Source organism: Nocardia sp. NPDC050406 (assembly GCF_044459025.1).
Classification (GTDB): domain Bacteria; phylum Actinomycetota; class Actinomycetes; order Mycobacteriales; family Mycobacteriaceae; genus Nocardia.
Genome location: NZ_JBITIM010000001.1, coordinates 937,344 through 963,384 on the forward strand (window position 1 = coordinate 937,344; position 26,041 = coordinate 963,384).

27 protein-coding genes are annotated in these 26,041 nt (G+C 65.7%); 14 read left to right on the forward strand and 13 right to left on the reverse strand.

Annotated features, from left to right (window positions below; all coding sequences use genetic code 11):
- Positions 1-7 precede the first annotated feature (7 nt).
- Positions 8-1,645: a 2-oxo acid dehydrogenase subunit E2 gene (locus ACIBH2_RS04345; RefSeq protein ID WP_397113324.1), complete on the forward strand. Its 1,638-nt coding sequence runs from the start codon at positions 8-10 to the stop codon at positions 1,643-1,645.
- Positions 1,646-1,657: 12 nt separating this feature from the next.
- On the opposite strand, the gene ACIBH2_RS04350 is transcribed toward ACIBH2_RS04345, so the two are convergent.
- Positions 1,658-2,383 (reverse strand): SDR family NAD(P)-dependent oxidoreductase, encoded by a 726-nt coding sequence (locus ACIBH2_RS04350; protein ID WP_397113326.1) that lies wholly within the window; start codon positions 2,381-2,383, stop codon positions 1,658-1,660.
- 54 nt (positions 2,384-2,437) lie between these two features.
- Here ACIBH2_RS04350 and ACIBH2_RS04355 point away from each other — a divergent pair, with 54 nt between their 5' ends.
- Together ACIBH2_RS04355 and ACIBH2_RS04360 are read left to right on the forward strand one after the other, a co-directional pair.
- Positions 2,438-2,980 (forward strand): MarR family winged helix-turn-helix transcriptional regulator, encoded by a 543-nt coding sequence (locus tag ACIBH2_RS04355; protein WP_397113328.1) that lies wholly within the window; start codon positions 2,438-2,440, stop codon positions 2,978-2,980.
- 217 nt (positions 2,981-3,197) lie between these two features.
- On the forward strand, positions 3,198-4,661 hold the full coding sequence (locus ACIBH2_RS04360) for a DUF222 domain-containing protein (protein WP_397113330.1): 1,464 nt from the start codon (positions 3,198-3,200) through the stop codon (positions 4,659-4,661).
- A 6-nt stretch (positions 4,662-4,667) separates the two neighbouring features.
- Here ACIBH2_RS04360 and ACIBH2_RS04365 read toward each other — a convergent pair whose 3' ends face one another.
- The 3 genes from ACIBH2_RS04365 to ACIBH2_RS04375 are packed head-to-tail and all read right to left on the reverse strand — an operon-like array spanning position 4,668 to position 7,922.
- Entirely contained in the window at positions 4,668-5,387 is a 720-nt protein-coding gene (locus ACIBH2_RS04365) for an ATP-binding cassette domain-containing protein (RefSeq protein WP_397113332.1), read from the reverse strand.
- Positions 5,388-5,410: 23 nt separating this feature from the next.
- Positions 5,411-7,402: an NAD-dependent DNA ligase LigA gene (ligA, locus tag ACIBH2_RS04370; protein WP_397113334.1), complete on the reverse strand. Its 1,992-nt coding sequence runs from the start codon at positions 7,400-7,402 to the stop codon at positions 5,411-5,413.
- 10 nt (positions 7,403-7,412) lie between these two features.
- Positions 7,413-7,922 (reverse strand): DinB family protein, encoded by a 510-nt coding sequence (locus ACIBH2_RS04375; protein WP_397113336.1) that lies wholly within the window; start codon positions 7,920-7,922, stop codon positions 7,413-7,415.
- Positions 7,923-8,180: 258 nt separating this feature from the next.
- Here ACIBH2_RS04375 and ACIBH2_RS04380 point away from each other — a divergent pair, with 258 nt between their 5' ends.
- Together ACIBH2_RS04380 and ACIBH2_RS04385 are read left to right on the forward strand one after the other, a co-directional pair.
- Positions 8,181-9,062 carry an NAD(P)-dependent oxidoreductase gene (locus ACIBH2_RS04380; protein ID WP_397113338.1) on the forward strand — a complete coding sequence of 294 codons (882 nt, stop codon included), beginning with the start codon at positions 8,181-8,183 and terminating at the stop codon, positions 9,060-9,062.
- A gap of 116 nt (positions 9,063-9,178) precedes the next feature.
- Positions 9,179-9,568, forward strand: coding sequence for a peptidase inhibitor family I36 protein (locus tag ACIBH2_RS04385; protein WP_397113340.1), 390 nt, complete (start codon positions 9,179-9,181; stop codon positions 9,566-9,568).
- A 73-nt stretch (positions 9,569-9,641) separates the two neighbouring features.
- Here ACIBH2_RS04385 and ACIBH2_RS04390 read toward each other — a convergent pair whose 3' ends face one another.
- Positions 9,642-10,058: a low affinity iron permease family protein gene (locus tag ACIBH2_RS04390; RefSeq protein WP_397113342.1), complete on the reverse strand. Its 417-nt coding sequence runs from the start codon at positions 10,056-10,058 to the stop codon at positions 9,642-9,644.
- Between the two features lie 213 nt (positions 10,059-10,271).
- On the opposite strand from ACIBH2_RS04390, the gene ACIBH2_RS04395 reads away from it, so the two are divergent.
- From ACIBH2_RS04395 to ACIBH2_RS04405, 3 genes are all read left to right on the forward strand, one after another.
- Positions 10,272-11,132, forward strand: coding sequence for an oxygenase MpaB family protein (locus tag ACIBH2_RS04395; RefSeq protein WP_397113344.1), 861 nt, complete (start codon positions 10,272-10,274; stop codon positions 11,130-11,132).
- Positions 11,133-11,194: 62 nt separating this feature from the next.
- Positions 11,195-12,226, forward strand: a complete 1,032-nt coding sequence (locus ACIBH2_RS04400) for a helix-turn-helix domain-containing protein (protein ID WP_397113346.1) — start codon at positions 11,195-11,197, stop codon at positions 12,224-12,226.
- A 39-nt stretch (positions 12,227-12,265) separates the two neighbouring features.
- Positions 12,266-12,817, forward strand: a complete 552-nt coding sequence (locus ACIBH2_RS04405; protein ID WP_397113348.1) for a dihydrofolate reductase family protein — start codon at positions 12,266-12,268, stop codon at positions 12,815-12,817.
- 12 nt (positions 12,818-12,829) lie between these two features.
- Here the strand turns inward: ACIBH2_RS04405 and ACIBH2_RS04410 are convergent, their stop codons facing one another.
- Entirely contained in the window at positions 12,830-13,153 is a 324-nt protein-coding gene (locus ACIBH2_RS04410; RefSeq protein ID WP_397113350.1) for an ArsR/SmtB family transcription factor, read from the reverse strand.
- Between the two features lie 58 nt (positions 13,154-13,211).
- On the opposite strand from ACIBH2_RS04410, the gene ACIBH2_RS04415 reads away from it, so the two are divergent.
- Positions 13,212-13,553: a putative quinol monooxygenase gene (locus ACIBH2_RS04415; protein ID WP_397113352.1), complete on the forward strand. Its 342-nt coding sequence runs from the start codon at positions 13,212-13,214 to the stop codon at positions 13,551-13,553.
- Between the two features lie 398 nt (positions 13,554-13,951).
- Complete coding sequence (locus ACIBH2_RS04420; RefSeq protein WP_397116812.1) at positions 13,952-14,101, forward strand: excalibur calcium-binding domain-containing protein; 150 nt, start codon at positions 13,952-13,954, stop codon at positions 14,099-14,101.
- Positions 14,102-14,168: 67 nt separating this feature from the next.
- On the opposite strand, the gene zomB is transcribed toward ACIBH2_RS04420, so the two are convergent.
- The 4 genes from zomB to ACIBH2_RS04440 form a co-directional block, all read right to left on the reverse strand.
- On the reverse strand, positions 14,169-15,995 hold the full coding sequence (zomB, locus tag ACIBH2_RS04425) for a flagellar motor control protein ZomB (protein WP_397113354.1): 1,827 nt from the start codon (positions 15,993-15,995) through the stop codon (positions 14,169-14,171).
- A 146-nt stretch (positions 15,996-16,141) separates the two neighbouring features.
- Entirely contained in the window at positions 16,142-16,705 is a 564-nt protein-coding gene (gene mug / locus ACIBH2_RS04430) for a G/U mismatch-specific DNA glycosylase (protein ID WP_397113356.1), read from the reverse strand.
- A gap of 112 nt (positions 16,706-16,817) precedes the next feature.
- Complete coding sequence (locus tag ACIBH2_RS04435; RefSeq protein ID WP_397113358.1) at positions 16,818-18,029, reverse strand: FAD-dependent monooxygenase; 1,212 nt, start codon at positions 18,027-18,029, stop codon at positions 16,818-16,820.
- Between the two features lie 478 nt (positions 18,030-18,507).
- Positions 18,508-18,921 carry a hypothetical protein gene (locus tag ACIBH2_RS04440; RefSeq protein WP_397113360.1) on the reverse strand — a complete coding sequence of 138 codons (414 nt, stop codon included), beginning with the start codon at positions 18,919-18,921 and terminating at the stop codon, positions 18,508-18,510.
- 339 nt (positions 18,922-19,260) lie between these two features.
- Between ACIBH2_RS04440 and ACIBH2_RS04445 the strand changes: the two genes are divergently transcribed.
- The 4 genes from ACIBH2_RS04445 to ACIBH2_RS04460 are packed head-to-tail and all read left to right on the forward strand — an operon-like array spanning position 19,261 to position 22,762.
- The gene (locus ACIBH2_RS04445; RefSeq protein WP_397113362.1) at positions 19,261-20,136 is read left to right on the forward strand and encodes a helix-turn-helix domain-containing protein; all 876 of its coding nucleotides are present in this window, start codon (positions 19,261-19,263) and stop codon (positions 20,134-20,136) included.
- Positions 20,133-20,351, forward strand: coding sequence for a DUF397 domain-containing protein (locus tag ACIBH2_RS04450; RefSeq protein ID WP_397113364.1), 219 nt, complete (start codon positions 20,133-20,135; stop codon positions 20,349-20,351). The genes ACIBH2_RS04445 and ACIBH2_RS04450 overlap by 4 nt, the downstream gene beginning before the upstream one ends.
- A gap of 9 nt (positions 20,352-20,360) precedes the next feature.
- The gene (locus ACIBH2_RS04455) at positions 20,361-22,289 is read left to right on the forward strand and encodes a M3 family metallopeptidase (RefSeq protein WP_397113366.1); all 1,929 of its coding nucleotides are present in this window, start codon (positions 20,361-20,363) and stop codon (positions 22,287-22,289) included.
- Complete coding sequence (locus ACIBH2_RS04460) at positions 22,286-22,762, forward strand: nitroreductase family deazaflavin-dependent oxidoreductase (protein WP_397113368.1); 477 nt, start codon at positions 22,286-22,288, stop codon at positions 22,760-22,762. Before ACIBH2_RS04455 ends, ACIBH2_RS04460 begins: the two co-directional genes overlap by 4 nt.
- Here ACIBH2_RS04460 and ACIBH2_RS04465 read toward each other — a convergent pair.
- The 3 genes from ACIBH2_RS04465 to ACIBH2_RS04475 form a co-directional block, all read right to left on the reverse strand.
- Positions 22,742-24,085: a flavin monoamine oxidase family protein gene (locus ACIBH2_RS04465; RefSeq protein WP_397113370.1), complete on the reverse strand. Its 1,344-nt coding sequence runs from the start codon at positions 24,083-24,085 to the stop codon at positions 22,742-22,744. The two genes, ACIBH2_RS04460 and ACIBH2_RS04465, sit on opposite strands and share 21 nt — an antisense overlap.
- A 119-nt stretch (positions 24,086-24,204) precedes the next feature.
- The gene (locus ACIBH2_RS04470; RefSeq protein ID WP_397113372.1) at positions 24,205-24,843 is read right to left on the reverse strand and encodes a TetR/AcrR family transcriptional regulator; all 639 of its coding nucleotides are present in this window, start codon (positions 24,841-24,843) and stop codon (positions 24,205-24,207) included.
- A 173-nt stretch (positions 24,844-25,016) separates the two neighbouring features.
- Complete coding sequence (locus ACIBH2_RS04475; protein WP_397113374.1) at positions 25,017-26,027, reverse strand: diiron oxygenase; 1,011 nt, start codon at positions 26,025-26,027, stop codon at positions 25,017-25,019.
- Positions 26,028-26,041 lie beyond the last annotated feature (14 nt).

A 26,041-nucleotide genomic window follows, 5' to 3' on the forward strand; every position in this document is an offset into this window, starting at 1 on the left:
AAGCGAATTGCCTGAAATCACCATGCCCCGGCTCTCCGACACCATGGAGGACGGCGTCGTCTCCGCCTGGCTGAAACAGGTCGGCGACAAGATCACCCGCGGCGAGATCCTCGCCGAGATCGAAACCGACAAGGCGCTGATGGAGCTCGAGGCTTATGAGGATGGGGTGCTCGAGCGGATTCTGGTGGAACCGGGGGCGCGGGTGCCTATCGGGGAGCCGATCGCGATTGTGGGGGACGGGAGTGGAGCGGCTGCGTCGGGGCGTGGGGACACGGGTGGGGGGAGCTCGGCGAACGCCGCGGGCGGGGACGCCAGTGGGGTGACTTCGGCGAGCGGGGGCGTGCCCGGGGCGACGACGGCGGCACCGGCGGGTGGGGATGCCAGCGGAGCAACCTCGGGGGCATCGGCCCGCGGGGGCGCGAGCGGGGCGACCACGGCGGCACTGGCGGGTGGGGACGCCAGCGGAGCGACCTCGGCGGGAGTGACGCGCGGGGTCGGGAGCGGAGCAGCCTCGGCGGTGGCACCAGGCTTCGGGGACACCAGCGGAGCGACCACGGCAGCAACACCGGGCTTCGGGGACGCGAGTGGAGCGACCGGGGCGGCAACACCTGCACGCGGGGACGTGGCGGAACCGGCGCATGCGGTATCCAGTGAGCCCACAGCCCACCCCGCCCACGCTGGCGACACACGCGGGGCGGTCGAATCCCGTAACGGTGCAACGGAATCCGGAGAGCGGATGAAGTCGTCGCCGTTGGCGCGCAAGATCGCGCGTGAGCTCGGGGTCGATATCGCGACCGTTGTCGGGACCGGGCCGGGCGGGCGGGTTACCCGTCAGGACGTCGAAGCTGCCCATCGGACAGCGGAATCCGCGCCCGTTATGTCCGCATCTACGCCCACTACGCCCGACTCCGCACCTGTTGTGCCCATGTCTGCGCCATCTGCACCCGCAGCGGTCGACTACGACGAGGTCCCGCTCAGCAATATCCAGCGGGTGTCGGCCAAACGCCTCACCGAGAGCAAACAGCAAGCGCCGCATATCTATTTGACCAGCGCGATCGATGTCACCGATCTACTGGCGTTCCGTGCGGACATCAACCGCACGCTGGAGGAGGCGGGCAAGACCAAAGTCAGCGTCAACGACCTTCTTGTCAAGGCGGTGGCCACCGCTCTGCGTGCCGATCCGTCCGTCAACGTCTCCTTTGCCGACGGAAAGCTCCTGCGCCACCACGGAATCCACCTCGGCGTCGCCGTCGCCACTCCGGCCGGGCTCCTCGTGCCGGTCATCCGCGACGCCGACCGCAAGAGCGTCTCCGAAATCGCCGCCGAGACCCGGGACAAGGCCGAACGGGCCCGCGACCGGAAACTCCGCGTCGACGAAATGTCCGGTGGAACTTTCACTCTCTCCAACCTCGGCATGTTCGGCATCGAGCAGTTCACGGCGGTCATCAACCCGCCCGAATCGGCCATCCTCGCTATCGGAGCGGCCAAAGACGAACTGCGCCTGAACAATTCGGAGGTGGTCAGCCGCAAGATCCTGCGCGTCACCCTCTCCGCCGATCACCGTTCGATCGACGGAGCGGTCGCGGCGCGCTTCCTCCAGCAGCTGACCGAACTCCTCGAACATCCCTTGCGCATCATCACCTGATGCGCCGGAGCCTCACCGGGTGGTGTACGCACCGCCATTCACGTGCAGGGTCTGCCCGGTGATGTGCCGCGCGCCCGGGGAGGCCAGGAAGTAGCTGGTTTCAGCGATGTCGTCGGGGTGACCCGCCCTACCGTTGTGGGTCGCCCCGACGAGCTCCTTGCGCCGCTCATCGCTGAGATTCCCATGGAAGAAATCGGTTTCGGCGATGTACCCCGGCGCTATGAGGTTCGCGGTTACACCCGCCGCACCCACTTGCGCCGACAGCCCGGCGGTCCACGCGGCAACAGCCGCCTTCGCCGCACCGTAGGAGTTTCCGGCGTACTCGGCACCGATCGAACCGACATTGATGATCGAGCCACCGGGCCGCAGCTTCTCGAGAACGGCCGTGGTGGTGAGCACGGCACTGAGCAGATTGGCATCCAGGTTCGCCCGCCACGCGGCCATCACCTCGCCGAGATCCTTTGTCTCCGTGTCGGTTCGGTCGAAATCGGTATTGCCGCCAGCCATATTGACCACGACATCGAGGTCTGGCCCGAGTTCCTCCGACATCCTCGCAACTTGCTCCGGATCAGTGGCATCACAGGTGATCGCCCGCGCGTCGATCTCCGCGGCCGCCTTGGCGAGCCGCTCGGCATTCCTTCCGGTGATCACCACACTGTCACCGTCCGCGCGGAACCGGGCGGCCACAGCCTTGCCCAACCCGCTTCCACCACCGGTGACCAGCACGATGCGCTTCATTACGACTCCCTTCCTTGATATGTTTAGCTCTAAACGTAGTGAGGAAGGTGGATCTTGTCGAACGACTTCGAGGCGGACAACTATCCGATCGACCAGGCGGCCAGCTGGCCTGCGGCGGATATCGCCAGGTCATGGGAGCGCGAGCTGCCGGGTGTGCGGACCGAATCCATCGAGATAATCACGCCGATCTGGCGGATCGCGAAGGTGTTGGCGGATGATCGGCGGCGGACGTTGGCCAAGCTGGGGATCGATCCGTCGACGTTGGATCTGCTCAGTGTGATCAGGCGGGCGGGGGCTCCTTACGAGTTGACGACTCGGGAGATCAGTCGTCGGACGTTGGTTACGGCGGGGGCGGTTTCGCAGCGGGTGGCTCGGGCTGAGCGGGAGGGGCTTGTCGAGCGGGTGGCGTCGGGGGTTTCTCGGCGGGCGGTGGGGGTGCGGCTTACTGATCGGGGGCATGAGTTGATTGAGGGGGTGGTGCGGGAGTTGTTGGAGCATGAGGCGGAGGTTGTGGGGGTGTTGGGGGGTGAGGAGCGGAGGGTGTTGGCTGGGATTCTTGCTGGGTTGGAGGGGAAGCTTGTTTCGTCGGAGGATTGAGGTTCGCGTTTTAAGGGGGACGAGATTAAAAGCATGAAGTGTGGTTGCTTCGCCTGCCTTTCCTGACTTTAGCTGACGCGACATTGGGTGCCGTTGGGCTGCGATTCCGGCCTGCGGACTGCACTAATGCCGTTTTAGAGATTAGAAGAATTTGAAGATACCGATATCAGAAATAATTCCTGCACTGGCACAACGCATTTCGCGATAGAATCGATGCATGACATCGGGCGGGGAAATCAACGAGAACGGCGTGGTCGCCACACTGGCGAACCTCGACGCCCTCCTCGATTCCCTGCTCGACAATTCATGCACCTCTTTGTCCGATGACGAGTTCATCGACCACATGCGCGAATTCGAAGCCTTCGCCCGCAAAGTCGCCGTCGTACAACACCGCTTCGCACAATCCGTCGCCGACCGCGGCCTCGCCCAGCGATACGGATTCAGCCCGGCCGCCGGGGTGCGCAGCTTCCTCGTCGAAACCCTCAACCTGTCCAAGGGGGACGCGGCCGCGCGCGCCAACGCGGCCGAGCATCTCGATGATCGCCGGTTCAGCCCCAACGGCTACCTGCCGCCCGCGCTGGCGCTCACCGCGGCCGCGCAAGCCGCGGGCGAGGTCTCCGCCGACCATGTGCGCGTGATCATCTCGGTCATGGACCGCATCCCCAGCAGTGTCGAACAGCAGTCGCGGACCGAGGCCGAGGAGCGGCTGGTCGAGTCCGCGCGCGTGTGCACACCCGACGGGCTCAAGAAGGTCGGCGCGCGCATCCTCGCCTTCCTCGACCCGGACGGGAAACTGACCTCCGACCGCGACCGCGCGCGGATGCGGTCGCTGGTGCGCAGCACCCAACGCATCGACGGGATGATCGAATTCAAGGGCCTGTTCAACCCCGAAGCGACGGCGTTCCTCGACACCATGCTCGCCAAGTGGGCGCGTCCAGGGATGTGCAATCCCGAGGACCCCGAGAGCCCGATGGTCGCTGACCCCGACGGGGACGATCGCAGCCTCGTCGAAGCCGCCGCCGCGCGCGACACGCGCAGCCAGGCGCAGCGCAATCACGACGCGCTGCTCGCCTACCTCAAGCACGGTGGCCCACAGAAACTCGGCGATCACCGCGGCATCCCGGTCAGTGTCGTGTTGACCATGACTGTCGAGGATGTGGAGAAGGCGTCGGGTTGCGCGACCACCGCCACCGGTGGCACGGTGCCGATGCAGACCGCGCTCGAAATGGCCGAAGGCGCGATTCCGACGCTGATGGTGTTCGACCACACCCAGAACAAGCCTCTCCATCTCGCCCCCGGCGTTCGGTTGGCCAACAAGTGGCAGCGCCTCGCCCGGATCGCGACCGATCGTGGCTGCACACGTCCGGGATGTTCGGCCCCGGCGACGATGTGCCAGATGCATCATGTCCTCGGCTTCGCCCAAGGCGGGTTGACCCACATCGAGAACCTGACGCTCGCCTGCGATCAATGCCACGCAAGAATCACCGGCACACAGTCGGGGTGGGAAACCGAAGTCCTCGACGGCAATTCGGACCATCCGGGCAGAGTCGGGTGGCGAGCCCCCGCCCATGTGGACCCGACCGGTCTACTCGAAGTCAACCACGTGCATCATCCCGACGAGGTCCTGTACCAGGCCGACGTCCGCATAGAAGCACGCCATCAACGCGAATCCCGCGATTGATTGCCTCTAGAACAGCGTTAGCGCAGCCCTCAGATCGGAATCGCTCAGATCAGCTGAACCGGCGGCGACAACACGGCCTTCACGCAGAATTACAATCCGATCGGCCACCCCGTCGCCGATCAAAGTCTGCACGTCATTGCTGACCACGAGCACAGCCGCACCGTAATTTGCGTACTCACGCAAAGATTTCCACACTTCCCACGCTGTCCACATGTCGAGGGAATTGGCAGGCCCGTCCGCGACCAGAACGGACGGCTCGGGCAACAACGCCGCCGCTAGCGCGGCGCGTTGTATCTGCCCTCCGGAGTTCTGATGCGGCAGCAGATCCAATCCGCTGCTCGGGTATTGCGCTGCGACACAAGCCCGCTCGACACTCCACTTGCCGTGACTCGCCTCCAGCGCTCGCAACTGCTCCCCTACCGATTTATCGGGCACGAACGCGGTCACGCCTTCCTGAGGCATGTATCCGACAACGGCTCCTTGCAGTTGCCGCCACCCCTGACCGTGCACGACCTCGCCATTGATCAGCACCTGCCCCTCATACCGCGCTGTCGCGGGCAATCGGCCGGTGAGAGCCGCAGCGAGCATCGTTTTTCCAGCGCCGGGCGCGCCCAGGACAGCGGTGATCTGTCCTGGGGGCACAACCAAATCCACTGCCGTGAGCACGGTTTCGCGCCAGCGTCCGGTGTCGATATGGACGGCGAGGTTGCGTAGTTCGGCGGTCACGAGGCCACCCTACGGCCGCCGGGCTAGACGACCTTGGCGGCGATCAGGAGGTTCCAGATCTCGCCCTGGTCGACCACTTCGACGCCTAGTTTCTCCGCCTTGGCCAGTTTGCTCTCGCCGACTCCGGCACCGGCGATGAGCATGTCGGTGTTCGCCGATACCGAGGAGGCAGCAGTCGCGCCTGCTCGTTCGCAGAGGCGTTGGAATGTTGGACGGGCGACCTTCTCGCCGGAGCGTGGGTCGCTGATCGCGCCGGTGATGACGACTGTTTTGCCCTCTAGGGGCGCTCCGGCGGCGACGACCGGGGGGAGGTCTTCTTCGCTCACGTCCAAGGAGACGCCGACCTCTCGCAGTCGCTCTAGTTCGGGGCGGAGGCGGGTGAGGTGTGCGGCGAGCGAGGCGGCGACCTTCGGGCCGATATCCTCCACTGCCACAAGGCGTTCCTCGCCCGCGTCGGCGACTTCCTCCAGGGAGCCGAATCCGGCTCGGGCCAGGCGCGCGGCGGTGCCGTCGGAGGCCATGGGGATCGCCAATCCGATCAGTGCGCGGCGCAGGCCGACTTGGCGGCTGGCGTCGATCGACTCGATCATGCGGGCGGCGGAAACCTCACCTATGCGGTCGAATTCGAGTAGGCGTTCCTTCGTCAGGGTGTAGAAGTCCGAGGGGCGCTCGAGGATGCCCGCTTCGGCCAATCGTTCGATCCACACCTGTCCGATCGCGTCGATGTCCGCGGCCGCGCGCGATGCCCAGTGGATGAGCCTGCGTACGGTCTGGGCGGGGCAGGAAACGTTGGTGCAGAACAGTTCTCGGCTGTTTCCCTGTTCCGTCACCGGCTGGCCGCAGGATGGGCAGGCGGTCGGCGGGATGATCTCGCGTTCCTCGCCGGTGCGTTTGGCGGCGTCGAGAACGCCTGCTACGAACGGGATCACGTCGCCCGCGCGGCGCACCAGTACGGTGTCACCGATCTTGATGTCCCGGGCTCGGATCACCTCTTGATTGGCCAACGTGGCCTTGGTGACCGTGGTGCCGCCGACGAATACCGGCTCGAGCCACGCGACGGGGACGATCTTGCCCGTCTTGCCGACATCCCAGACCACTTCGCGGAGCAGGGTGGTTTTCTCCTCGGCGGCGAATTTGAATGCCAGCGCGCCGCGCGGGGAATTGGACCTGGTGCCCGCTGCCGCGTAGGCGTCACGGTCGGCGAGGCGTAGCACCGCGCCGTCGAGGTCGTAGTCCAGGTCGTTGCGGCCCTGTTCGATCTCGGTGATCGCCGCTTGGGCCTGCTCGGCGTCGTCGCAGTGGCGCATTCGCGCGCCCGTGATTCCGAGCGCCTTCAGGCCCTCCTCGAGGTCGGCGGCGGCGCCGTCGTCGGGGGTGTCGAGGTCGAAGCCGAAGAATCGCAGGCGGCGTTCGGCGACCGTGGCCGGATCCTTGGCGCGCAGCGTGCCCGCGGCGGCGTTGCGGGGGTTGATCAGCGGCTTGTCGGGGTGTGCCGCGTTGTAGGCGCTGAAGGTGGATCGCAGCATGACCGCCTCGCCACGCACCTCCACTCGTCCCGGGGCGTCGATGCGCTCGGGAATGCCATCCACGAGGGCGCGGACCAGCATGGTGACGTCGTCGCCGGTGGTGCCGTCGCCTCGCGTCACCGCCCGCACCAGCCGCCCGTCCTCGTAGATCACGGCCAGCGACAGGCCGTCGAGCTTCGGCATCACGACCACCGACTGGCTGGGGAACCGGTTGAAGAAGGCCGTGACCTGCTCGGGCGTGGTCGCCTTCTCCAGCGACAGCATCGGGCGTGAGTGCCGCACCGGTGCGTGCAACACCGCGGGCGCGCCGACCTGCTCCAGCGGGTTCGGGTCCGGCGCGAGGTCGGGATGCGCCTCGATCAGTCCGCGCAGCTCGTCCTCGATCGCGTCGTACTCGGCGTCCGCGACCAGCGGCGCGCCCTGGTAGTAGGCGTCGCGCAGCGTCGTGATGCGGTCGGCGAGCTGTTGGATATGTTCCCCAGTGTCCACGGACCAGACGCTACCGATACCGACCGACATCGTGCGGTACGGGCTTGTCGATCTGTTCGCGGAGGATGTCGCCGTGACCTGCGTGGCGGGCGAATTCCTCGATCATGGCGAGCAGGGTCCACCGCATGCTGACCGTGCCTTCGCCGGGGATGTCGAGGGTGTCGTCGAGTTCGAAGCGGGCGGCGATCTCGCGCGACCGTTGGCTGGCGCGTTCATACTCGGCGATCACCTGCTCCACCGTCTCGTCATCGGAGACATCGAATGTGCCTTCGTCGCGCTTCGAGTAGCCGTCACAGTCCGACTCGTCCAATCCTGCCCAAAACCGTTGGAACCAGATCCTTTCCGCGGCGGCGGCGTGTTTGACGAGCGAGATCGGCGTTGTCAGGGAGGCGACGAGTCGCCGACGGGCATCCGCCTCGGACAGGCCACGCAGGGTGGCGATCAGTGCTTCGCGGTTGCGGTCGAGGGTGTTCTCGATGACGGTTCGTTCTGTTCCGTTGGTAATCCTGTTGGTACTCATGGGTTTTCACTCGATTCTCTGCGTTGGTTCAGGGCGTGGGTCATCCGCATGGTCGGCGGCATACAGCGCGACCGAGAGGTATTGCGGGGAGCGGACGATATGTCCAGCGAGTGGGATCGAAGGGCGAGCGATCGGCTCGCGGTCCCGCAGACAGTCTGTCACAGTTCATCGATCCGTGCCGCCGATCAATGTCTTGACCTGAACACAAGTTGAGCTTTTACAGTCCATTTCGTTGTTCCACCTGCGAATGGAGAGACTGTGGCGATCACGGTGCTGGGTTTGGGCGAAATGGGATCGGCGCTGGCTTCCGCGCTGTTGGGCGCGGGGCACGAGGTGACCGTGTGGAATCGGTCGGCCGCGAAGGCGCAACCGATCGTGGAGAAGGGCGCGCGGTTGGCCGAGAGCCCCGCGGCGGCGGTGGCCTCGGGTGAGGTGGTGATCGTCAATGTCAAAGGTGGGGACGTGGCGGCCGAGATACTGGACGCGGCGGGGCCGAAGTTGCGGGGCCGCACCGTAATCGACGTCAGTGACGGATTGTCGGAGCAGGTCGAGGCCACCGCTCAACTGGTGGCGGGGCACGGTGCGGAGTATCTACACGGTCAGATCATGACGATCGCTCCCGCTATCGGCTCGCCCGATGCCGTGGTGTTCTACAGCGGTCCGCGCGAGGTGTTCGACCGGCACGAAGCGACCCTGCGAACCCTCGGCGGCCGCCCCACCTACGTCGCACCGACACCCAGCGCGTCCGTGCTGTACGGCATGGCCATCCACGACATCATGTGGGGCCTGCTCAATGGATTCCTCCATGCCGCAGCACTTCTCGGCAACGCCGGTATCCCGGTCGGCGAGTTCACCGACCACGCCGAGCCGTCCCTATCTGCGCTGCCGTCGATGCTCCCCATGCTCGCCAGCGAGATCGACCGCGCCGAATTCGCCATCCTCTTCGGTGCCCTCCAGCATCACCTACCGTCCCTCGACGATCTGGTCGCCGAAAGCCGTGCGCGCGGCATCGACGTCGACTTGCCCAGCTACACACGGAAACTCGTCGCCGAGGCGATCGACAACGGCCACGCGAAGGACAGCTACACGCGCCTGGTGCAGCACTTCGGCAATGAATCCGCTACTCGCACAACGCAATAGGTCCGGCATCGCATCGAGGTGATTGGTCGATCATTGGTCGACGATTGGTGAGCGCGTCGAACGTTGGTGGCAAGCCAGCAGTTGGCTCGAGCAATCACACAGATGAGGACCCACCGATGAACATCACCCAGCGCAACCTCGCCCGCGCCGCCGCGGCGGTCCTGGCCTTCAGCGCGGCCGGAGCCGCCGCCCTCGCCTCCCCCACCTCGGCCTCGGCGGTACCGCCCTACAGCTGTTCGGGCGGCGCCTTCTGTGGTTGGGACGGCCGCGACGGTGTCGGCGCCATGATCGTGCGCGCCGACGCCACCTGCACACTGCACGACATCGGCTCCGGCGGTGTCGGCGACCGTCTGAGCTCGTACTGGAACCGCACCGGCAAGCCGGTGAGCGTCTACAACTGGAATGGGCGGTCCTGGCAGCTGCTCGCCTCCATTCCGAACGACACCCGGGGAAATCTCTCCGCGAGCGTGGACAACCAGACCGACGCGGTAGAGGTGTGCGCCTGAACAGAACTCGGGCCGCTCGGGCTACGGCCCGAGCGGCCCGACTTGCTGCGCGAGACCTGGCCTGCGCCGTTTCCTACTCGTCGCTGCTTTCCCGCTCTTCCAACCCCACCGCGTCGATCAGCTCGCGCCGGTGTCCCTGCAATTCCGGGTAGTCGCGGCCCAGTTCACGCATCAGGTCCGCCAGTCCGTCGGCGACCGCGTTCAACTTGTGCTGAGTGGCTTCGTCGGAGCGGTCCTGGGTGTTCTGCAGCAGCGCCACCAGCAGGAAGGTGATGATCGTGGTCGCGGTGTTGATCACCAGTTGCCAGGTGTCGATGCTCGGCAGCACCAGAATGCTCGGCACCCAGACGAGGACGAGCAGCACACAGAAGGCGAAGAACCACGCCTTCGACGTGACCCGGGCGACCCTGCTGGCGAAGCGGTCGAAGACGGAGAGATGAGAGCCGACCTGGGAGGGCATCGTCACCGGGGTGTGTCGCTGTGTGTGCATTGGTGACCACCTTTCTTCGAGCGGGGTTTTGGTCGAGGGGGCAGGGGTTTCTTCGAGCGATGGGGTCTTGGTTCGAAGTACCCGGCACTCATGGGGCAAACCCATTGGCCTCAGCGGTCGAAATTCGAGCCGAAGCGCCGAAATCTGCTACCTCAGAGCGAATAATGACCGCTCAGGCCAATCACCCCCTCTCCCACCCCGAACGAGGTCCCGATGCCCCACCCAGACCCCACGCCCCCACGGCGAGAGGTCACCGGCGACCCCGCGGCCTTCGACCTGAAGGACTACATCGAGGGCCCCGCCGCCTTCCTCGGCGGGATGGCGAATGTCGTCATGCAGTTGAGCCGCCCGGAGGTCGCCTACGGCGTGTACGAGAGCCCGGTCGACACGGGCCGCATCGACCGGCACCCACTGAAGCGGTTGCGCACCACCCTGACCTACCTCGGTGTGGCGACTCTGGGCACCGAGGCCGAGCGGGACGCCTATCGGGTGGCGGTCGATCAGGTGCACCGTCAAGTGCGGTCCACCCAGGAGAGCCCGGTCAGCTATCACGCCATGAACCCGCGACTCCAATTGTGGGTGGCCGCATGCCTTTACATCGGGTGGACCGATACCTGGCAGCGCATGCACGGTCCACTCGACGCGGCGACCGCCGACGCCGTGTACCGGCATGCGGCGCGCCTGGCCACCTCGTTGCAGGTGCGGCCGGAGATGTGGCCCGTCGACCGTGCGGCGTTCGAGGTGTACTGGCAGACGGAACTGGCCACTGTGAAGGTCGACGCGACTATTCAGCAATTCCTCGACGGGCTCATCGATCTGACGATGCTGCCGATTTCCGTGCGCTTGCTCTTCGCTCGCGTCCACCGGTTCATCGTGACCGGAATGCTGCCGCCGCCCATTCGCGAGCAGCTGGGGATGACCTGGAGTGATCGGCAGCAGCGCCGTTTCGATCGGCTCCTGCGCGCCGTCGGACGCGTTCTCGAGTGCATGCCCGGTGCGGTCCGGAGGTTCCCGGTCAATATCTACCTGTGGGATCTGCGCCGCCGCTTGCGAACCGGTCGTCCGCTCGTCTGAGAAGGGCTGTGTATCGCAGCGATCCGCTCCACGCGAATGGCTCGACATGAAAAGCTGATGCGATGGCGACTGAGTGGGGGCGAGTCCGTCCGAACGACTCGAGCAAACTGCTGGCAGCCTTCGCGGTGGAGAAGGCCGGGGTGGAGTTGCCCGACCTGCTGCGCGATACCGGGCTCGAGCCTGTCGATATTCGGCGCATCGACGGCGAGGTGACCCTGCGGCAGGAGATCACCCTCGTTCGAAACCTCTTGCGCGCCACCGGCGATACGCCCGGCACGGGTGCGCGCGCGGGACTGTTCATCGACCGGGTGGCGGTCGGCGTGTGGGGGCTGGCCCTGCTCACCTGCCCGGATGTCCACGACTTCGTGCGCTTGTTCGCCGCTTTCGCCAATGGTTTCGCCTACGCTCGCATCCGCCAGGAGCGCGTCAGTGACGGCATGGACACCGTCCTCGACTACCGGGATATGCCCGAGGACGTGCGCAGATTCATGATCGAGCGCGATATCACGTGCAGCCTGAAGTTCATCGGCTCCCACCTGCCCGAGCTGGGCCCCCGGACCCGGGTCGAGGTCGCACTCCCACCGGATCCGACCTACGACCTGTTCCTCGATCTGCATGGCAGCGGCGCGGGCCCCGTCCACTTCGGGTGCCCCGAAACCCGCTGGTTCGTGGACAACCCCACCTTGAAAAAGCCTATGCCCCAAGCCGATCCGGAATGCTCGGCGCGCTACACCCAGCAGTGTCTCGACACCATCCAGGCCCGACGCCGCCGCCGCGCCGTCTCCGGTGATGTCCGCGAACAACTGCTCCGCCACGGCGTCGCCCTCACCCTCGGCGATATGGCCCGACGCCTCCACATCAGCCAACGCACTCTGCGCCGCCGCTTGGCCGACGAGGGCGTCACCTTCCGCGAGCTGAAGGACGAAACCTACGGCATGCTCGCCGAAGACCTCCTCAGCACCGGCATGCCGGTCAACGAGGTGGCCCGCCGCCTCGGCTACTCCACCCCTTCCGCCTTCGCCGCCGCCTTCAAGAACTGGACCGGCCAATCCCCCCGCGACTGGACCCGCACCCAATCGGCCATGGCCTATTGAAGACCGATGAATTTCGACCGCCCAGGAGGTCTACCCATCATGAGAAAACTGATCTACGACTTCACCGTGTCCGTGGACGGCTACATCAAGGACTCCGACGGCACCATCGACTGGGCCGACCCCGACGAAGAGCTGCACCAATTCCACAACGACCGCTTCCGCCAACTCGAAGTCTCCCTCAACGGCCGCCACCTCTACGAACTGATGGCCGCCTACTGGCCATACGTCCCCGACGACGCCTCCCCCATCGAGCGCGAGTTCGGCGCCCTCTGGACCGAAAAGCCGAAGGTCGTCTTCTCCCGCACCCTCACCGAAGTCGCCTGGAACAGCCGACTGGTGAGCGACAACGTGGTCGAGGAAGTCCGCAAACTGAAAGCCGAAGGCGACGGCACCATGGAAGTAGGCGGCGCGAACCTAGCCGCCTCCCTGATTCCCCACAACCTCATCGACGAATACCAACTCTTCATCTCCCCCACAATCCTCGGCGGCGGCACCCCCATGTTCCCCCTGCTCGACAAGCGCCTCCGCCTCCGCCTCGTCGAAACCAAACACTTCAACACCGCAGTCCTGCTCCGCTACCTGGCCGACTGACCCCCACTCACATCAGACTGCTCGACGCTCGTTCTCAGCGTCGAGCATCTCGATCAATCCCGGAAACCGTTGCGCGAGCTCCGCTTTGCGAAGCTGCGCCATATTGCTGTTCCCGCGGTCGACCTGCCGTATCAGTCCCGCCTGCCGCAACACCCGAAAATGGTGCGTACGAGTAGCTTTCGACACCGGAAGCCCGAACGAACTGCAATGCCGTTCAGCGCCATCGACATCGGCCAGCAAGGCGAGCACCACCTCCAGCCGATTCCGGTCGGCCAACGCCGCCAAAACAGCCCCGAGTTCGATCTCCTCCAAATCCGGCTGCCCGTCGTCGCTCACGCCACCCTCCTTAGGTACGACTTGCATCGTACCTCACCCCCCACTACGGTCCCTAGGTATGACAGATTTCGTACCTGCCGACACCGCCCCCTTCGCCCTGATGGGCCTAGCCCACCCCAAACCCGAACGCGCCGCCGAACTCAAACACCTCCTCCTGTCCTTCGTAGCGCCAACCCGCGAAGAGCCCGGCGCCCTCGAATACCACTTCCACGAAGACGCCACCAACCCCACCACCTTCGTCTTCTACGAAGTCTGGCGCTCCAAAGCCGACCTCGACCGCCACCTCGAACAACCCCACATGCAGGACTTCTGGAACCACCGCATGGACTACCTCACCCGCGACCTCGAAATCCGCTACCTATCGATGCAAAGCCCCTACCCCCGCCCGATCGCCGCATGACATAACCGGCTCGACTATGACCTCGAGTGCCATGTTGCGGTCGAGATCTGTACAGCCGCAACGGGTCCGTGACAGGGTCGTGTGCCTCGGCCGCCTGGGAAATCACTCGCAATCCTCGGGTGGGCGGTGATGTCACTACTTGTTGAAGGAAACCGTTGCGTAAATCCCGATATGTCGTGCTCTTCTTCGCGGTCTTGGCCGTTGGGAGCACGCTGCTCACCGGTTGCGGTTCGAGCACCAGTTCCCGGACCGCTACCACGACTGCTCGGGCTACTACGTCGGTCGCTGCGCCGCCGACGACCATAGCCGCGGCTCCTACGACGACTCAGGCGGCACCTGCTACGACCTCGGTTCCCACATCGACCGTGGCCGTGCAACCGCCCGCTCCGCCGGTTGTTGTGCCGACGGTCGAGAAGCCAGCGTCGGTTTACTACAAGAACTGTGCGGCGGCTCGCGCGGCAGGGGCCGCACCGCTGCATCGCGGGGAGCCTGGTTATCGCTCCGAGTTGGACGCCGACGGTGATGGGACGGCCTGCGACAAGAAGTAGGCACGAGGTTCCGTCGACCAGATGTGTTGACGGCCGGTGGCTTTCGGGCCAGCGGTGGCGGGGGGCGTCAGGCTGGTTCGGTTAGTTGGCAGCGGGCGATCTCGTTTTCTGGGACTCGGTCTATGCGGTAGCGGGCGTAGTTCGGGGAGTGTTGGAGGTTGCGGAGGAAGCGGGCGGTTGTGAGGGGGGCTCGGGTGGAGGCCAGGAGGTCTTGAGTTTGGGGGCAGGTTAGGGCGGTGTGGATTCGGTTGCCCCAGTCTTGGCCTAGGAACCACGGCAGCCAGGGGAATTGGTCGAGCATGCCGGAGTCGACTACTACCCAGTCGGAGTCGAGGTTTTTGTCGTGGCCGATGCGGGCGTTGGGGAAACGGAGGGTGTGGGCGGCTAGAGGGTAGGCCAGGCCCATGGGGTCCAGGACGCGGACGTCGAGTGGGGTGTTCATGCCCATCATGCCGAGGTTCACGTAGTAGACGGTGTGGCCCGCGCCGCCGTCGGGGGGTGGGACGAGGTACCAGTCGGTGAAGGAGGGGGTGTTGATGACCAAGCCGCCGGAGGGATTTCGGGTCACCAATCGCAGCATGGGGCGCAGGCGCGGGTAGTCCAGGTAGTCCTCGGCCCGAATCGGGTGCTGGCGGCCGGTGGTCTGGATGTAGTAGCCCCGTTCGTCGGCGATGCCGGAGGCGGTGATCCGGTTGCCCGTCGTGATCGCGGTCGTCTGCGCGGCACACAACGCCCAGACCGCGGTGACGGCCAGCGCTGCGGCCACAACGATACGACCCGGATTGCGGCGATTATTCGACTGGACCCCAATGGGTTTCAGCGGAATCACCATGACGGGCAGTAGGGCGCAGAACAGCGGGGGCAGCAGCATGCGACCGTGCATGAAATCGCCGCCGACCCGGATTTCATAGCCGGTGAGCAGAGCGGCGCTGACGAGCATCAGCGCCACCACAGCGGCCGGAGACCGCAGCGCCGACCGCCAACGGCGAACCCGCTGGCCTGCAAAGAGATTCGTATCGCTGCCGACACCCCAGCGGGCCCGCACCGTCACCAGCGCCGCCACCGCGAGCGCGACCAGCGGCACCCACAGCCAGTACGGCCCGACCAGATTCCAGAAGTAGACCAGCCCCTGCCGCCACTTCGCCTCACCCGCGTCCTTGGCGACGGCCGTATTCGGGTACGGCAGACCGTAATAGCCCATCCGCCACACCTGATAGCCGACCGGGATCAACCCCGCCGCCAGCAGCAGCCGCGCACGAAACAGCCACGGACGCACGTCGTTCCCGGAAACCGGCGCACAGAAGATCATCAGCAGCGCGAGCGCTCCGAGCACGGTCAGCTCGGGGCGGATCAACGGGGCCAGACCGGCGACGAATGCCACACCGTAAACACCTGCGGTTCGCGGCTTTTCGACCGAACCCCACCCGACCATCAACCACCACAACACCGCCAACCAACAGATCACAAGCCCGGACTCGAGCCCCGATGTCGCGTAGTCGCGCGCGGGCGGCAGAGCGATATAGACCAGCACACCGGCCGGAACCATCAAACTCTCCCGCCCCCACAACCGAGCCGCGCCGAGCATGGCGAACACGACAGCCGTAATCGACAGCGCCAGCGCGAGACTCAACACCACATACTCCAGCCGCACCCCGGTCAGCCAGCTGAAGAACCAGATCAGATAGGTCCACCCCGTACTGGTGTTGACCTCGACCCGCTCCCCCACGTTGAAGACCGGCCCATTGCCCGCCAACAGGTTCCGCACCGTCCGCAACACCGTCAACCCGTCGTCGGCGATCCACCGGCGATCCCACCCGCCCAGACCGAAAAGCACAGCGGTGAAAGCGATTCCGACCATCAGAACCAGACGCGACGAGCGCCCCTCAACCGCCAATTCATCCCCCTAGGAGTGGTACGGCAGAACCATACGCCGCACCACGCCACAACCACACCCACCAGAAGCGGGGGCTGGTACATCGAGCGACGGCGAATCCGCCAGCGGCCCAACCTCACTCGCACAGCGAGCGCGCCCCCAGCAGATCAACCGTTCTCGACTGCCTCCCGAAGCGCGCGAAACTCCGAGGCGAGCGCGTCGAGCGTGTAGTGCGCGTTGAGCCCGCTGGGGTTGGGCAGCACCCATATCGCGGTATCGCCGATCCGCTCCGATTGCGGACCGACGGTGGTGCGCGGGCGACCGAAGGCCGTGCGGTAAGCGCCGATTCCGAGTACGGCCAGCACCCGGGGCCGGTACTTCTCGACCCGCTCCACCAGAGCGCGTCCGCCGACACGCAACTCCTCGGCGCTCAACTGCTCCGCTTTCGCGGTCGTCCGCGCGGCCACATTCGTGATCCCCAACCCCAGCGCGAGCATCTCCCGCTGCTCGTCCGGCCGCAGCACCCGCGGCGTGAACCCGGACCGATGCAACGCGGGCCAGAACCGATTGCCCGGCCGAGCGAAGTGATACCCCGTGGCTCCGGACCACAGCCCAGGATTGATCCCACAGAACAGCACCCGCAACCCCGGCCCGATCACGTCGGGAACAGTCTTGTCCTGCGCCGCGGCAAGATCCTCGGCCGTCGGCCGACTTGACGAACCAGCACCCATACCCTCACCCTGGCACAGTCCAGCACCCCCGACGCGTACACCCCACCAACGTTCGAGCCCCCTGTCCGAAACAGCCGACGCGCCGACAGACCCTTCGAGAATGCTGGCCGAGCTACGAACCTCGTTGGGAAGTGTTGTCGGCCAACAGGTCCGGCAGGTCCGCGTAGTCGGGCAGTTCGACGCCGTTGATCGCGCGCTCGACCAGGTCGGCGAACCATTCCCCCGTGAAATCGGGGCCCGGTTCGCTGTCGGGACCGGGGATGTCGCGACTGCGAGCGTTCAGTTGAGCAATTTCCTGATTGGCCTCGACAAACGGACGCATGAGCGCCTCATATCGGGCGAACCCCGCTTCTGGGTTCCAGTCGGCGGCAGCCAGTTCGCTGGCCAGCACGTAAGCGCCTACCAGAGCCAGCCCGGTGCCCTGCCCCGACATGGGGGAGGAACTGAACCCCGCGTCGCCGAGCAGACCCACGCGCCCACTCCACCAGCGATCCATCACGACCTGGGCGACCTGATCGAGGTAGAAGTCCGGGGTGTCGTCGAGGTGCGCGAGGATGCGGGGAGTCAGCCAACCGTGGCCGTCCATCCGCTCACGCAGCAACCGCTTCTGAGCCTCGATATCGCGGTAGTCGATGTCGACCGCGGCCGCCGGGAAGGAGAACATGGCCATCGCGCGGGTGGCGTCCTGGATCGGGCGCAACCCGGCGGAGCGGCCGGATTCCTGGTACTCGATCAGCCATTTGTCGAGCCCGAACTCATTGGGCACGCTGAAGAAGGCCAGCACGTGCCCGAGGTGGCGGACGAACTGCTCGTGAGGACCGAAAACCATTGCGCGCAAGGCGGAATGCAGGCCGTCCGCGCCGATCACGAGCTCGAAACGCCGCCGCGTTCCGCTGTCGAAGACCACGTCGACACCGTCCGCGTCCTGGGCGAGTTCGGCGATTCGGTCGCCGAAGATGTACTCGACCCCGTCTCGAGTGTCGTCGTAGAGCACCCGCGACAGGTCCCCGCGCAGGATCTCGATTTCCGCGATGAATCCGTCGCCGCCATCATCGTCCACACGGAAGGTCTCCAACACATTGCCGTCCGCATCCACGGTGTGCGCGCCGATGGTTTGGGTGCAGGCCGCGCGCACCGCTGGGTCCAGGCCCATCCGCCGAATGACTTCCTTGGTGATCCCGCGCGCGTCCACAGCCTGGCCGCCGGGCCGCAGTTCCGCGGCGCGCTCCACCACGGTCACCTCGGCTCCCCGCCGACGCAACCAGTGGGCCAGCGCGGGCCCCGCGATACTCGCCCCTGTCACCAACACTCTGGTACTGCTCACTGCGCCTCCCACCAACCCGCCGAATCACCGTCGGGATCGATTGTCCGTGCTGACCCACCGCTATCGGTGGACCCAGAGGTATCGACGGCGAATCCGCCGGAAATTCATCGGCGGGACCGAGATCGGGTCCGCGAAGGCCGGGAAGTCTCCAGTCGGTCGCTGACGAACCCCGCGCGACCACGACGATCGCGCAGGGCGCTGAAATGTCAGCTGCCGCTGGAGCCGCCACCGCTACCGGGTCCGCCGCTGCGGCCCCAACGCCTCGGCCGCCGCCTGGGACTTCTTCTCCCGCATCGAACGAACACCCGACGGCTACACCTGCCACCTACCCGCCTGAACCACCATTCAGCCGAACATCCCCACATCTCCGGCGACCTGCAATCGCCGGTGTGACGGCCGACCCGATCCCGCCGCCACCCGGGTCGGCCGACGTCAATCAACCGAGCTGACCCGCGAAACGCCCGCCTACGCCCCCGGTTCAATTCAGATTCACAAGGTGAGCGCAGATCGCGTCCTCGACCGGTTGACCGCTGTCCTCCGGAGGTTCAGCGCCGTCGAGAATCGCGTCGAGAATGTCGGCACGATCCAGCGTGGCGGGGAAGACCCGGGTCGCGCGGGCGCTGAGGATGACGGCGTGCAACACGGCCGCGTAAATGCGGGTGCGCGGCACGGTCAGCCGCCATCCGCGCCGCTCGTGCTCACACAGCCGGGCCTCGACGACGTTCAGCACATCCACGATGACCTGCAGCTCGAGCTGCTCCCGTTCGTCACCGCCCATGACGACCACCGAAACCCAGCGCACCGCCCCGCGAAACGGCGGCCCCCGCAATTCGATGCCGCCCCCGATGCCACCGCCCCTCTCCCCCACCCGCGCGAACATCGAGGTGCCCACCGCCGACGAGCGTGAGCCGAAGCGACCGAATCCCACCACCCGCCCGCAAGTTCAGATAGTCGCCCGCGAAACCCCAAACCGTAATGCCGGTGAAAACGGCAATCAGCGCGACGAGCAGCCATACATCCCAAGACATTTCGACATCTCCTAGTCAGCCGAACGAATTGCCGGAAATGTTTCCTCCGACGGCCATGAATCTCCGGACGTCGCGATGTCTTCAGATCTACCCTGGTCGCAGCACTGTTGGAAGTTCCATTTCGTGAGAACCAGGCCGTGAGTTCCAAACTTCCGAACGGGGTACTTCCAGAATTCAGCCCTACGACTAGCGAGGCGAAGTAAATGGCTGGATCCACCCTTGCCAATAGGGCACTGGGACGACTGCTGGCCCAGCATCGGCGTCGTGCGGGCATGACCGCCTACGCCGTTGCCCGGCTGTTGGAGACCTCGCAGCAGACGATCGGGCGTATGGAGGACGGCTTGAAATCCAAAGTGCCTCAACTGTGGATCAACGCCCTGGCAGATGCGTACCACCTCACCGACGACGAGCGTCGGGTGCTCATCGGGCTCGCACAGGAACTGGCGGCGGCGCAGAAGAGTTGGTGGCGGCCCTACTCCGACGGGTTGCGGTCCGGGTTCGACCACTACATGGGCCTGGAGGAGGCGGCACGGAAGATGACCACGTGGAAGGCGGCCATCGTGCCGGGGCTGCTCCAAACGCCGGAGTATCGGCGGGCGATCGCATGGATCGAATCACCCGGCTCGCCGACGGAGCAGGTCGAAAAGCAGGTCGAGGTCGCGGTCCATCGGCAAGGACGACTGCGGGACACGGCATTCGAACTCGATGTGGTCTTGTGGGAGGCGGTGCTACGTGACCAGATCGGCGGCGGCACGGTCATGGCCGATCAGCTGTACCGACTCGCGGACATGGGACAGCTGCCGAACATCTCGATTCGCGCGGTGCCGTTCCGCGCACCCGGCCATCTGGGCTCGCTGACGGGATCGTTTGTGCTACTGGAGTTTCCGAAGCTGAAGGCGACGGGAATGGTCGAGCCGCCCGTGGTGTATGTGGAGGAGTACGCCGGTGATCTGTACCTGGAGCAGGAGGCGGAGGTCGAGCGTTATCGCCGTGCGTTCGTCGAGATCAGCCGGGTAGCGTTGAATCCGGACACCACACGACAGCTGATCCTGTCGATAGCCAAGGAGTGCGGCCCGTGACGAGCGAGCTATCCGGAGCCGAATGGTTCAAGTCGAGTCGAAGCCATGCCAGTGGCGAGTGCGTCGAAGCCGCGCATCTGAGCGAGGGCAGAGTCGGCGTGCGCGATTCGAAGAGAGGTGGCCGCGGGCCTGTGCTGGTCTTCGACGGGACAGCGTGGGATGCCTTCATTGTCGGCGTTGCGAACGGCGCGTTCGGTAGCCCCGATCCCCGCTAGGGTCGAGGGATGAGCATTCAGCCGCTTGTTCTGCCGTCCGATGATTGGTCCGAATGGCTGTCGAGCCATGTGCTCGATGGGTTGCGTTGTGCGGGTGAGATATTGGAGCGGCTGAAGGCTCGGGGTGGGGGCGATTCGCTCGGTCTGCTCGGGCTGTGGAACGACGCTGATATCGCGTTGCGTGGCGCGGATGCGGCGGCTGAGTTGTTCGCCGTGGTTCACCCGGATCCCGAGGTGCGCAAGCTCGCCGACGACCTGCGGCAACGGGTTGCGGAGGCAAGGAACGATCGTGATCTCGATCGTGGGCTGTACGACATTCTCGCGGCCAGCTCGACGACCGGGTTGGACGCGGCGGCTCTGCGGATGCGGGAACATGTGCTGCGCGATTTTCGGCGTAGCGGCGTGGACCGCGATGAGGCGACGCGGGCGAGGCTGCGGGAGATCTCCGAGCGGCTCGTCGTCTTGGGTCAGGAATTCGGGCGGGCTATTCGCGATGATGTTCGGGCGGTGCGGATTCCGCCCGAAGGGCTCGAGGGGATGCCAGCGGATTTCGTCGCCGCGCACCCACCCGAGGCGGATGGGTCGGTCACGATCACCACCGACTACCCGGACTATCTCCCGTTCCGGACCTACGCGCGCGACGCCTCGGCGCGACGGGACCTCACCGCAGCGTTCGAGAGCCGCGGCTGGCCGACCAATGACGCCGTGCTGCACGAGATGTTCACGCTGCGGGAAGAGAAGGCCCGGCTGCTGGGCTACGACAGCTGGCCCGACTATGACGCCGCCGTCAAGATGATCGGAAGCGGTAGCGCCATCGCGCGATTCATCGAGCAGATCGCGACCGCCGCCGAATCGGCGGCGCGGCGAGACCTCGAAACGCTGCTCGCACGCCGACGCGAAGACGAGCCCGCCGCCACCACCATCGACCGCTCCGAGGTCGGCTACTACACCGAGCTGGTGCGCGCCGAACAGTACGACGTGGACGCCCGAGAAGTCCGCCGCTACTTCGATTTCACGCGGGTGCGCGCCGGACTGCTGGAGGTCACCGGCAAACTGTTCGGCCTGGAGTACCGCCCGGTCGAGGTCGCACGCTGGCATGACGACGTCGCCGTCTACGACGTGTACGACGCGGACGACCACCTCGGCCGGATCTACCTCGATCTGCATCCGCGCGACGGCAAATACAAACACGCCGCACAGTTCGAACTGGTCGGCGGCATCACCGACCGTCTGCTCCCCGAAGGCGTCCTGGTGTGCAACTTCTCCCGAGGACTGATGGAGCACCGCGACGTCGTCACGCTGTTCCACGAGTTCGGGCACCTCCTGCACCACGTACTCGGCGGACGTCACACCTGGGCCCGCTTCTCCGGCGTCGCCACCGAATGGGACTTCGTCGAGGCCCCCTCCCAGATGCTCGAGGAATGGGCTTGGGACGCAACGATTCTGCGCACCTTCGCCCGCGACGAGAACGGCACTCCCATCCCCACCGAACTGGTCGAGCGCATGCGCGCCGCCCGCGGCTTCGGCCAGGGAATCTCGCTGCGCACCCAGGTCGGCTACGCCGCGGTGTCCTACCTCCTGCACCGCGACCGCCCCGCCGACCACACCGCCGCGGTCTCCTCGGCCATCCACCGCTACGGCCTGATCGCTCCGCTACCCGACACCCACTTCCAGGCGTCCTTCGGCCACCTCGCGGGCTACAGCTCCGCCTACTACACCTACCTGTGGAGCCTGGTCATCGCGAAAGACCTCTTCTCCGCCTTCGACACGGCCGACCTGTTCGATCCCGCTGTCGCCCAACGCTATCGCGACACCGTTCTCGCCCCCGGCGGCTCCCGGGACGCCGCCGACCTGGTCACCGACTTCCTCGGCCGCCCCTTCACCTTCGACGCCATCGCGGCCTGGCTCAACCGGCCGGTGGCTAGCATCGAGGCGTGATCGATCTGAACGAATGGAACGAGCGGATCGCGGCCGAATTCCGCAGCAACAGCGGCCATATCCGCTGGAGCGACGCCGAGGATCTCGCCGCGGGACGCCCGATTCCGCCGAAGCTGCCGGAGTTCGAAGGGCTCGCCGAACCGCCGATCATCTTGCTGCACACCATCGGTGCCAAAACCGGTCGCGAGCGCGTCAGCCCGCTGATGTATCAGCCCGTCGGCTCGGATTTCGCGGTCTTCGCCACCTTCGGAGGTAGCCCCCGCTCCCCCGCCTGGTTCCACAATCTGCTCGCCCACCCCGACGCCACCGTCGAGTTCGGCCGCGAGGTCATCCCTGTGAACGCGCGGATCGCCATTGGCGCTGAGCGGGAACAGATTTGGGCGAAACAGATTGCCGTGATGCCGAAGTTCGCCGAGTTCGAATCCATCGCCGGTCGGCAGATCCCGGTCGTACTACTGGAGCGTGGCCGCTGAGCTGAGGGCGTCGAGGACTTCGCGGGCCGCGCGTTCGCCGGATTCGATCGCGCCTTCGATGTACCCTGCGTGCTCGTGCGCGGTTTCGGTTCCCGCCCAATGGATATGGCCCGTCGGTTCGGCGGGAGCCGGGTAGTAGCCGTCCTCGTGTCCCAGGCTGGGCAGCGCCGAGTAGCCGCCGCCGACATGGCGGTCTTGATGCCATGCCTTCTCGTGCCAGCCGCGAGTCTCGAGGATGCCCGCGCCGAGGTGATCGACCAGCGCGCTCAAGATTTTCGTGCGGCGGGCGTCGGTACTGAGGGTTTCGAGGTTTCGTGCTTCCGGTCCGGCGATGAGAATGCACAGGTGACCTGGGCCAGCCGGTGGTGAAGTATCGAAAATCGCCATGCCGGGCTCGGTGAGGGTCGTCAGTTCGGCATCACGGTGCTCGCGCCAGAACGGGTGGGTGTAGACCGCGATCGCCTTGTACACCGATCCCATATAGGTGTTGCGCTGCAATCGGATTCGCTGGTCCGGGAGCGGCGGGTGATGTTCGATGGCGGCGGCCATGGGCGGCGGTACCGTCACGATCACCTTGGCGGCGCGATACTCGCCGGAGGCGGAGTGAATCGTGACACCGGCCTCGTCGCGGTGCAGGGCGGTGACCGCGCTGTCGAAGACGACCCGCCCGCGCAGGTCGGCGGCGAGCCGTTCGGTGAGGGTCCCCGCGGCCTCGGCGAGGAGGCGTTCCTGTGCGCCGCCCGTGCTGGCGAGCATGGTCGACAGTCCGCCCTGATAGCGGACCATCGTCAGGAAGGCATGCATCGAACAGCGGTCGAGATCGGCCGTAGTCGACACGGAGACAAGGACTTCCAGCAGTCGCCGGGCGCGGCGGTTCGGCACGCGCCGAAGCCACGAGTGGACGCTGTGGTTCTTCCAGGATCGAGGCACCCCGACCCGGGATACGACCTCCCAGCACAGCAGCGATGCGATGGCGACCGCGGACGTCAGGCCGAAATTCCTGACGGTGCGGGTACCTTCGACAATCGCTGGCCATTTCGGGGTGCGCATGGGAAAGGCGGTGGCGTCGAATTCAGCGGCCAACGCTTCGAATCGGTGATGCCCGTGGCCGATCCATTGGCCGCCGAGATCCACCCGCGACCCGAGCGCCGTCGTTTCCGCCAGCATCCGCCCGCCCGGCCGCGCGGCGGACTCGAGCACCACCACCTCGACGCCCCGTCGACGCAGTTCCCGGGCCGCGATGAGCCCTGCCATTCCAGCACCGATCACAACGACCGGCACGTCGCGGCAATCGGCACCGTCACCGGGTTGCTGCTGGGGCATCTCGTCACACTCCGAACGTGAACCGCAGGACCGCAAAAGTCGGTCGCGTGTATGAATCACGATACGAGCGAGATCGTCCGAAGCGCAAGAGACAACGGCACGAGCAGTCGCGAAAAGGGCTACTCGGCGCTTGCCGTCCGCCTTCTCGGTCTGCGCGCGACCGGCTTGGGGTCAGCGAAGATGACCAACATGTCCAACGCCTGCCGCAGGTCACGGCGGGCACGCGCGGCGTCGGGCTTGGCGATGTACTGCAGAATCAGTCCGTCGATCTGCGCGAGCGCGAGGCGGCCCAGCGTGTCGAAGCCGACAGCACATCGCTCACCGGCGACCCGGGCGGCCTGCTCACAGAACTCGGTGACCACCGCGCTGTAGCTCTCGTACTGCGCCCGCGCCAAGCCCCCGGCCTCGTTGCGCAGGGAGTATGTCAGCAATTCGTACTGCATGATCTGCAGCCCAACGTGATTGTCGACCAGCTTCTCCCAAAAACTGGTGACCCCTTGACGCAAGGCGTGCTCAACCCCCTTGTCGATCTCCACTTCCGTCCGCAGCACCTCGGAAACGTCATGGATGACCTTGGTGATCACCGCCCGAAGCAGCTGATCCTTCGTCGGAAACACGTATTGCAGCGTCCCCAGCGGAACCCCAGCCGCAGCCGCGACCGCCCGAATCGTCATCCCCGGCACACCCACGTCACTGAGCACGGAAACCGCGGCCGCGATGACCTGATCCTCGCGCGCAGGCGCTTTGACGTAGACCACGACCTCTCCTCACTCCGCCAGCCAGCCCAACTTCGCCACAACTGTCGCATGGCACGCCACCGCGCGACAGAGAGTCATACAGGTGACTGACTTTACTCGGCCTGGTGGATCGCAGACGAGGATCCGCCGCGCGGCGTCGGCCGCGCGGCGGATTCGGCTGTGGTAGCCCGGTCTCAGGCGACCTTGCTGACGCCCGTGCGGATCGGCTCCGAGCGATACCGGCTCGTCGGACCGTCGATGCGCAGCAGCTTCCACACCCGCTTGGAGATCGGATTCATCAGGCCGATGCGCTCGGCCAGCGCCCGCACGTCCACGAAGTAGTCCGCGAAGACCTGCTTGGCCTCCTCCGAGCGGTAGAACAGGTCCTTGCGCACCTGATCCGGGATGTCGAACTCGCGGAAGAACGATCGCGGCGGCGTCACGATCGCGCGTCCGCCGATCCACATGACGATCGGCATGGCCACCGACAGCACCATGCGGTTCACCGGATTCGCTTCCGGCACATGCTGTTCCAGGAAGTTGTGCGCGAACGAGATATGCCTGGCCTCCTCGGCCACATGAATGGCCATGACGCCGCGCATGATCGGATGCACCTGCTCACCCGATCGCAGCACCGCCTTCTGAATGTGGTCGATGGGCTCCTCGCCCGCCAGCACCGCCATGAAGAACAGGTTCGGGAAGAACACCGCCATCGGCACCACGATATGGCGGACCTGGCGCACCAGTGGCCCCATACCGGGCACGTCGATGCCGATCCGGTTCACCATCTCCTGGAACATCAACGTGTGGTTGTGTTCCTCGATCATCTCGTGCGAGCAGTACCGGAACTCCGGCGACCCATTGGGCAACCCGAAGGTGTGCTGCACCATCCCACTGATCAGCAACGACTCGAACTGCAGACCGACCTTGGCGATGTTGGCCTGCCGGTACTTGCCGATGGCGATGCGCCGCTCGACCGGCAGCGCCTTGTACCACGGGTGGCGAGCGACCGTATCCCCCGACTCCGGAAGAATCCAGCGCTCCGGTCCAGCCTCGGCATCGAAATCCGGGTTGTCCCAATCGATGTCATCGAACGGATCGAAATGCTTGTCCACCGACCCCTCGGACAGCAACAACAGCCTGCGGGCATACTCCGCGGCCTGTGCCGTCACCGGATCCCGGTCTGCATCGGTGATTGTGGACACCGTTGTCCTCCTTT

Coding starts and splice junctions, on each gene's coding strand:
- ACIBH2_RS04350 (WP_397113326.1), bottom strand. CDS start 2,383: ATGAAGCGCATCGTGCTGGTCACCGGTGGTGGAAGCGGGTTGGGCAAG.
- ACIBH2_RS04360 (WP_397113330.1), top strand. CDS start 3,198: ATGACATCGGGCGGGGAAATCAACGAGAACGGCGTGGTCGCCACACTG.
- ACIBH2_RS04375 (WP_397113336.1), bottom strand. CDS start 7,922: ATGAGTACCAACAGGATTACCAACGGAACAGAACGAACCGTCATCGAG.
- ACIBH2_RS04385 (WP_397113340.1), top strand. CDS start 9,179: ATGAACATCACCCAGCGCAACCTCGCCCGCGCCGCCGCGGCGGTCCTG.
- ACIBH2_RS04390 (WP_397113342.1), bottom strand. CDS start 10,058: ATGCACACACAGCGACACACCCCGGTGACGATGCCCTCCCAGGTCGGC.
- ACIBH2_RS04395 (WP_397113344.1), top strand. CDS start 10,272: ATGCCCCACCCAGACCCCACGCCCCCACGGCGAGAGGTCACCGGCGAC.
- ACIBH2_RS04400 (WP_397113346.1), top strand. CDS start 11,195: ATGGCGACTGAGTGGGGGCGAGTCCGTCCGAACGACTCGAGCAAACTG.
- ACIBH2_RS04405 (WP_397113348.1), top strand. CDS start 12,266: ATGAGAAAACTGATCTACGACTTCACCGTGTCCGTGGACGGCTACATC.
- ACIBH2_RS04415 (WP_397113352.1), top strand. CDS start 13,212: ATGACAGATTTCGTACCTGCCGACACCGCCCCCTTCGCCCTGATGGGC.
- mug (WP_397113356.1), bottom strand. CDS start 16,705: ATGGGTGCTGGTTCGTCAAGTCGGCCGACGGCCGAGGATCTTGCCGCG.
- ACIBH2_RS04445 (WP_397113362.1), top strand. CDS start 19,261: ATGGCTGGATCCACCCTTGCCAATAGGGCACTGGGACGACTGCTGGCC.
- ACIBH2_RS04455 (WP_397113366.1), top strand. CDS start 20,361: ATGAGCATTCAGCCGCTTGTTCTGCCGTCCGATGATTGGTCCGAATGG.
- ACIBH2_RS04465 (WP_397113370.1), bottom strand. CDS start 24,085: ATGCCCCAGCAGCAACCCGGTGACGGTGCCGATTGCCGCGACGTGCCG.